The organism is Arthrobacter agilis (assembly GCF_002953615.1).
In the GTDB taxonomy this organism is placed as follows: domain Bacteria; phylum Actinomycetota; class Actinomycetes; order Actinomycetales; family Micrococcaceae; genus Arthrobacter_D; species Arthrobacter_D agilis_B.
The window spans coordinates 769,633-776,908 of record NZ_CP024915.1 but is presented as its reverse complement, the minus strand read 5'-3'; the positions used below and the strand labels follow the sequence as shown (position 1 = coordinate 776,908).

The window sequence follows — 7,276 nt, the reverse complement described above, 5'->3', positions numbered from 1 at the left end:
ACCGACGTCAGGCGAAGCGCGCCTACCGCCACTCCGGTTACCCGGGCGGCCTGAAGTCGACCAGCTACGTCGAACTCCTGGACAAGAACCCGGAGCGCGCCGTCGAGAAGGCCATCCGTGGCATGCTCCCCAAGAACTCGCTGGCAGCACAGCAGATCGGCAAGCTGAAGGTCTACCGCGGCGCCGAGCACCCCCACGCCGCACAGCAGCCCAAGACGTTCGAAATCACCCAGGTCGCCCAGTAGTCCTGGCCACCAACACTAAGAAATCACTTCAAGGAGAACCGTGGCTCAGAACACTGAAGAGCTGAATGAACCCACTGAGGAGCTCACGAGCTACACCTCAGAATCCACCGATGCCAGCGAGGCCACCACGAAGGAGCGCCCTGCGCTGACCGTCGGCGGCGGAGCCGTTGGACGCCGCAAGGAAGCAGTCGCCCGCGTGCGGCTCGTCCCCGGTACCGGCAAGTGGATCGTCAACGGGCGCGAGCTCGCTGACTACTTCCCGAACAAGCTGCACCAGCAGGAAGTCAACGACCCGTTCAAGCTCCTCGAGCTCGACGGCGCGTACGACGTCATCGCCCGCATCCACGGTGGTGGACCCTCCGGCCAGGCCGGTGCCCTCCGCCTCGGTGTTGCGCGCACGCTGAACGAGATCGACCGCGAGAACAACCGCCCCGCCCTCAAGAAGGCAGGCTTCCTGACCCGTGACGCCCGCGTCATCGAGCGCAAGAAGGCTGGTCTCAAGAAGGCACGCAAGGCGCCTCAGTACTCCAAGCGCTAAGCCTGGGGACACGCGCAGATGCCCGTCCGGACTTCCGGGCGGGCATCGTGCTTTAACCTTGTTGGGACCCACCTCAGTGGTGTCATGTTCTTCACCTAGGATGATCAACGATGAGCAAGTTATTCGGCACCGACGGCGTGCGCGGTCTGGCCAACGGCCTGATCACGGCGGAACTCTCCCTTCAGCTGGCCCAGGCGGCCGCCGTCGTGCTCGGGCACAACGCCGTCGCCGGTGACCGCCGGCCCACCGCGGTGATCGCCCGTGATCCGCGCATCAGCGGCGAGTTCATCGCCGCAGCCGTCGAGGCCGGCCTCGCGAGTTCCGGTGTCGACGTCTACGACGCGGGAGTCCTCCCCACGCCCGCCGCGGCGTTCCTGGTGGCCGACCTCGACGCGGACTTCGGCGTGATGATCTCCGCCTCGCACAACCCGGCCCCGGACAACGGCATCAAGTTCCTCGCCCGTGGCGGCAAGAAGCTCAGCGACGCGCTCGAGGACGCCATCGAGGACGAGATGGCGAACCCCCGGCACCGCCCGGTGGCCGGCGACGTGGGCAGGATCCAGCGCTTCGCGGACGCCGAGGACCGCTACGTGGTCCACCTGCTGCAGACCCTCCCGCACCGCCTCGAGGGGCTCAAGGTGGTCCTCGACTGTGCGCACGGCGCGGCGAGCGGTTGTTCCCCGGAGGTGTTCCGGCACGCCGGCGCGGACATCGTGGTGATCGGTGCCGACCCGGACGGCGTCAACATCAACGACGGCTACGGCTCCACCCACCTCGAGAAGCTCCAGGCCGCCGTGCTCGAGCACGGCGCCGACCTGGGCATAGCCCACGACGGCGACGCCGACCGGTGCCTCGCGGTGGACCACGAGGGCACGGTGGTCGACGGCGACCAGATCATGGCTGTCATGGCACTGGCCATGAGGGATGCCGGGAAGCTCCGGGAGGACACGCTCGTGGCCACCGTCATGAGCAACCTCGGACTGAAGATCGCGCTGCGCGAGGCGGGCATCACCATCAAGGAGACCGGCGTCGGTGACCGCTACGTTCTCGAGGGTATGCGCGACGGCGACTACAGCCTCGGCGGCGAGCAGTCCGGCCACGTCATCTTCGCCGAGTACGCCACCACCGGCGACGGCGTCCTCACCGGCCTCCAGCTCGCGGCACGCATGGCCGCGACCGGCAAGAGCCTCAAGGAACTCGCGGCCGTGATGACGAAACTCCCGCAGGTGCTCATCAACGTCAAGGGGGTGGACCGCACGGCGGCCACCTCGGACGAGGGTGTGCAGGAGGCTGTCCGGGAGGCCGAGGCGATCTTGGGTGAGACCGGACGCGTGCTGCTGCGCCCCTCCGGCACGGAGCCCGTGGTGCGCGTCATGGTCGAGGCGGGCGACACCGGCACGGCGCAGCGCATAGCAGAGGACCTGGCCGCCACGGTGCAGGAACGCCTCTCCCTCGAGCCCGTCGCGTAGCAGCGCCGCGTCAGACCGGCTGGGTCGCCGCACTCCGCACGCAGGTCGGGACCAGGGCCCGGCACGGCCGCCGGCATACGGACCCCGGCTGCGGACCACCCGCGAGCAGGCGCGCCACGGCGTCGTCGTACCGGTCGAGGGCAATCTCCGCGATCGCAGGATCCGGCAGCAGCGGGGCGCTGACGACGTCGGCGCCCGCCTTCGCCAACTGGTCGTGGAAATACCCGGGAGCGAGCAGGTAGGAGGCCAGGGCCACAGGCCCCGACCCGACCGAGCGGTAGGACGCGACGGCGTCGGGCACGGACGGCGAGGCCTTCGATCCGAACCCCGCACGCACAGGACCCGTGCGGCCCTCGGCGAGGACGGCCAGCACCTCGGCGACATCCTCCGCGGCGCAGGCATTGGAGGACCCGGCGGCGGCCAGGACCACGGGGTCGTCGTCCGATACGCCCGCTTCGAGCAGCCGCTGCTGCAGCACGGAGGCCAGGCGCGGATCCGGCCCCAGCGGCAGGGCCGCCACCGTGCCCGGCCTGCCCGCAGCAGCGCGCGCGATGTCCACCTTCACGTGGTAGCCGACGGAGAGCAGCAGGGGGACGATGACCGCCGTGCGCCCGGGCGGCAGTGCCGCGACGACCTCCACGAGATCGGGATCCTGCACATCGACGTATGCCTCGAGGACCTCGAGCCCCGGACGCAGGGCCTCGATGCCGGAGCGCACGGCGTCGATCTCGAGGCGCCCCTGTGCGTTGTCGGTGCCGTGCGAGCAGGCGATCAGGACGGGCGCTATGAAGCCGGACGGGGAAGCGGTCATGGCAGCCATTGAAGCACCCGCGGCGCCTCAGGCGGCAACGCCGACCTCGACGACCCCGTCCACGCACCGGACGGGATACGCACGCAGACCCGGCCCTCCGGAGAGGCACGCCCCGGTCGCCAGGTCGTAGACCTCCTTGTGCAGGGGAGAGGCGATCGTCGCCGTCGTGCCGCGCGATCCCACGATGCCCCGCGCCATGACGGCGGCCCGCGTCCGGGGGTCGATGTTGCCCACGGCGTGGAGCAGGTTGCCCGGCAACCGGAACAGCGCGACCTGTTCCTGGCCGACGAGGGCCGCCTCTCCCCAGCATTCCTCGAGGTCGTCGAGGTGGCAGACCGCGACCCAGCCGGCGCTGGATGCGGCAGGACGCTGCAGGACGAGTTCGGTCATGGCATTCCTCTCGGTGGTGTGCGGTGGGACCAACGCTAGGCAGCGGACGTGTCGCCTGCGTCCCGGCGCTGTTGCGGCCGGGTAACTTGCGCCTCACCGGCCCTCCGACCATCCGTGAGCCCGAAGTTAACTTTCCGATACATCCGCGACACACAGGAGTAATTGCCCCTTCGTACGGTGGAACCGGACGCGGGACCGCCCCGGCCCCGGACGGAAGGCACACCATGAGCGAGAACCGAGCAGCCCGGCCCGCCGACGCCGTCCCGGCATCCGACCGGCGCATCGTCGTCGTCGGGGGCGGGCCGGCAGCCCACCGGCTCGTCGAGGCCCTGTGGCGGCGCGGCACCGACGGCCTCTCCGTCACCGTGCTCACCGAGGAGCCGCACGCGCCCTACGACCGCGTCGCGCTGAGCAGCGCCCTGCTCCACGACGTCGACCTCGGCCTCGGTGAGCCGCTCATGTGGCGCGAACCGGCCATCCGGCTCGTCACGGGGGAGCGCGCCGTCCGGTTGGACCTCGCCGCACGGTGCGTCGTCGGCGCGTCGGGCGAGAAGTACGCCTACGACGACGTCGTACTCGCCACCGGATCCGACGCCGTGCGGCTGCCCCTGCCGGGCGGGGAGCACGCCGCGGTGTACAGGACGCTCGACGACGTCCAGTGGCTCCGCTCGGAGACCGCACGCCTCGCCGCCGAGCTTGGCAGGACTCCACACGCCGTCGTCATCGGCGGCGGACTCCTCGGCCTCGAGGCCGCCGGCGGACTGCAGCAGCTCGGCGCCGCGTCGACCGTGGTGAACCGGGCCGGCTGGCTCATGAACGCCCAGCTCGACCAGGGCGGCGGGCAGGCGCTGGGCCGCCTCATCGCGGCCAAGGGGCTGGGCATCCACTGCGGCGGGTCGCCGACGTCCATCGACACGGACGACGACGGCCGGGTCACGGGTGTGGCGCTGAGCGACGGAACGGTGCTGCCGGCCGACCTCGTGGTGTTCGCGGTGGGCATCCGGCCGCGCGACGAACTCGCGCGGCACGCGGGGCTCGAGGTGGCGCCCCGCGGCGGCGTCGTCATCAGCGCGGCGTGCGAGACCGCGATGCCCGGAGTCTGGGCGATCGGCGAGGTGGCCAGCTACGAGGGCGTCAGCATGGGCCTCGTAGCACCGGCGAACGCGATGGCCGAGGTCTGCGCCGACGGGATCCTCGGCGGTGTGTCCACGTTCCCCGGCTTCGACACGGCCACCAAGCTCAAGCTCTCCGGCGTGGAGGTCGCGAGCTTCGGGGACGCGCTCGCGGACACCGAGGGCAGCCTGGAGATCGTCTACGCGGACCCGGCGCGCGGGCTCTACCAGAAGCTCGTGGTCACCGACGACGCGAAGACGCTGCTCGGCGGCATCTTCGTCGGCGACGCGGCACCCTACTCCGCCCTCCGGCCCCTGCTGGGCCGGGAGCTTCCGGCGGAGCCGGGTGCGTACCTGTCCTCGGCCGGTGGCGGCGAGGCGCCGCCGTCGGAACTGCCCGACGACGTCATCCTCTGCTCGTGCAACAACGTCACCGCGGGTGCCTGCCGCTCGGCGGTCCATGGGGTGGGGGAGGACGGCGGCGCCGCGGAACCGGCGCTGGACCTGCCGGCCCTCAAGGCCTGCTCGCGGGCCGGGACCCAGTGCGGCTCCTGCGTGCCGATGCTCAAGAAGCTGCTCGACAGCGAGCTCACCAAGGCCGGCCGGACCGTCCCGAAGGGCATCTGCGAGCACTTCGCGATGTCGCGTCCGGAGCTGTTCGAGGCCATCCAAGCGCTCGACCTCGGCTCCTTCCAGGACATCCTCGGCCGCTTCGGCGCGACGGACGAGGCCAGGGCCGGCCACGGCTGCGACATCTGCAAGCCGGCCATCGGCTCGATCCTCGCCACGCAGCGCGGGGAGTACGTGCTCGACGGCGGCCGCGGCACGCTGCAGGACACCAACGACCGCGCCCTCGCGAACATGCAGCGCAACGGCACCTACTCGGTGGTGCCGCGCATCCCCGGCGGGGAGATCACGCCCCAGAAGCTCGCCGTGATCGCGCAGGTCGCCGAGCAGTTCGGCCTGTACGTCAAGCTGACCGGTGCTCTGAGGATCGACCTCTTCGGGGCCCGGCTGGAGCAGCTGCCGGAGATCTGGAAGATCCTCGTCGAGGCCGGGTTCGAGTCCGGGCAGGCCTACGGCAAGGCCCTGCGGAACGTAAAGTCCTGCGTCGGGTCCACCTGGTGCCGGTTCGGCGTGCAGGACTCGGTCGCCATGGCGATCGACCTGGAGCTGCGCTACCGCGGGCTCCGCGCACCCCACAAGTTCAAGATGGGCGTCTCGGGCTGTGCCCGGGAGTGCGCCGAAGCACGGAGCAAGGACGTGGGCGTGATCGCCACCGACCAGGGCTGGAACCTGTACGTGGGTGGCAACGGCGGCTTCCAGCCCGCCCACGCGCAGCTGCTCGCGCAGGACCTCGACGGTGCAACCCTCATCCGCTACATCGACCGGTACCTCATGTACTACATCCGCACCGCGGACCGCATGCAGCGGACGGCCCGCTGGATGGATGACCTCGAGGGCGGCCTCGACCACGTGCGGGACGTGGTCGTGAACGACTCCCTCGGGATCGCGGAGGACCTCGAAGCCGCGATGGCCCGGCACGTCGAACACTACGAGGACGAATGGGCGGCGACGCTGAAGGACCCCGACCGGCTCCGCCGCTTCCGTTCCTTCGTCAACGCCCCCGACGCCGCGGACCAGTCGATCGTCCTCGTGGAGGAACGCGGGCAGCAGCGCCCCGCCACCCCCGCGGAGATCGAGGCCGGAGCCGGCCGCGTGGGACTCGGTACGGCGATCCCCGTCCGCACCGCAACCGGAACCCTGGAGGGCTGAAGCGTGCACCTGGACCTCGATCTGGCAGGCCGGCGCGTGGTGGTCGTCGGCGGCGAGCGGGCCGCCCGCAGGGCGGTGGCACGGTACCGGGCGGCAGGAGCCGACGTGGTCCCCTGCACCGGATCCGCGCCGGCCGGATTCGACGACGCCGTGCTGCACGGCACCGCGCTCGCCGTCGTCGTGGAGGGGCTCCCCGAGCCCCTGGCCGACGCGGTCCGGGCCGCGTGCCGTCGCACGGGCACGCTCCTCGGCACCGAACCGGCGGCCGAGGACTCCGGATCGGTGACCCTGGTGGGCGGCGGTCCCGGCGCGCTGGGGCTCCTGACACTCGACGCGGCCGCAGCGCTCCGGGGGGCCGACGTGGTGCTCTACGACCGGCTCGCCCCGACGGACTCGCTCGCGGAGCTGGCCCCCGCAGCGGAGCTGGTGGACGTCGGCAAGCTCCCCGGCCACCACCGGGTCCCGCAGTCCGGCATCAACGAGCTCCTGGTGCGGCATGCGCTCGCGGGTCGCTCCGTGGTCCGGCTCAAGGGCGGCGATCCGTTCGTGTTCGGCCGCGGCAGCGAGGAACTCGCCGCGTGCCTCCAGGCGCGGGTACCGTGCCGCGTGATCCCCGGCGTCAGCTCGGCGATCTCCGTACCGGCTGCCGCCGGCATCCCCGTCACGCACCGCGGCGTCAGCCATCTGTTCACCGTCGTCTCCGGCCATGCACCGCTGACCGACGAGGAGCACCTGCACCTGGCAGGGCTCGGGGGGACCCTCGTGGTCCTGATGGGCGTCTCGACGCTGCCGCAGCTCGTCTCCGGTCTCGGCAGGGCAGGGATGCGGCCCGACATGCCGGTCGCCGTCGTCGAGCGCGGCTACAGCGCGTCCCAGCGCACGACGGCGGGAACCCTCTCGACGATCGTCACGGCGGCCGGCGCCGCACGGTGCCA

7 protein-coding genes are annotated in these 7,276 nt (G+C 71.4%); 5 read left to right on the top strand and 2 right to left on the bottom strand.

From position 1 onward, the window contains the following. The 3 genes from CVO76_RS03750 to glmM all read left to right on the top strand — a co-directional run. Nucleotides 1-245 (top strand): uL13 family ribosomal protein (locus CVO76_RS03750; RefSeq protein WP_208740720.1); only part of this gene is annotated, 245 nt, incomplete at its 5' end. 40 nt (nt 246-285) lie between these two features. Next, nucleotides 286-783 carry a 30S ribosomal protein S9 gene (gene rpsI / locus CVO76_RS03745; RefSeq protein WP_133082432.1) on the top strand — a complete coding sequence of 166 codons (498 nt, stop codon included), beginning with the start codon at nt 286-288 and terminating at the stop codon, nt 781-783. A gap of 110 nt (nt 784-893) precedes the next feature. Then, on the top strand, nt 894-2,252 hold the full coding sequence (gene glmM, locus CVO76_RS03740; RefSeq protein ID WP_133082433.1) for a phosphoglucosamine mutase: 1,359 nt from the start codon (nt 894-896) through the stop codon (nt 2,250-2,252). Nucleotides 2,253-2,262: 10 nt separating this feature from the next. On the opposite strand, the gene CVO76_RS03735 is transcribed toward glmM, so the two are convergent. Further along, on the bottom strand, nt 2,263-3,063 hold the full coding sequence (locus CVO76_RS03735) for a sirohydrochlorin chelatase (protein WP_244186171.1): 801 nt from the start codon (nt 3,061-3,063) through the stop codon (nt 2,263-2,265). A gap of 27 nt (nt 3,064-3,090) precedes the next feature. After that, nucleotides 3,091-3,453: a nitrite reductase small subunit NirD gene (gene nirD, locus CVO76_RS03730; protein WP_133082435.1), complete on the bottom strand. Its 363-nt coding sequence runs from the start codon at nt 3,451-3,453 to the stop codon at nt 3,091-3,093. Nucleotides 3,454-3,677: 224 nt separating this feature from the next. Here nirD and nirB point away from each other — a divergent pair, with 224 nt between their 5' ends. Together nirB and cobA are read left to right on the top strand one after the other, a co-directional pair. Further along, the gene (gene nirB, locus CVO76_RS03725; protein WP_208740718.1) at nt 3,678-6,341 is read left to right on the top strand and encodes a nitrite reductase large subunit NirB; all 2,664 of its coding nucleotides are present in this window, start codon (nt 3,678-3,680) and stop codon (nt 6,339-6,341) included. A 3-nt stretch (nt 6,342-6,344) separates the two neighbouring features. Then, nucleotides 6,345-7,276: uroporphyrinogen-III C-methyltransferase (gene cobA / locus CVO76_RS03720; RefSeq protein WP_208740717.1), on the top strand; the 932-nt coding region annotated here is incomplete at its 3' end.

Coding starts and splice junctions, on each gene's coding strand:
- glmM (WP_133082433.1), top strand. CDS start 894: ATGAGCAAGTTATTCGGCACCGACGGCGTGCGCGGTCTGGCCAACGGC.
- nirB (WP_208740718.1), top strand. CDS start 3,678: ATGAGCGAGAACCGAGCAGCCCGGCCCGCCGACGCCGTCCCGGCATCC.
- CVO76_RS03735 (WP_244186171.1), bottom strand. CDS start 3,063: ATGACCGCTTCCCCGTCCGGCTTCATAGCGCCCGTCCTGATCGCCTGC.
- nirD (WP_133082435.1), bottom strand. CDS start 3,453: ATGACCGAACTCGTCCTGCAGCGTCCTGCCGCATCCAGCGCCGGCTGG.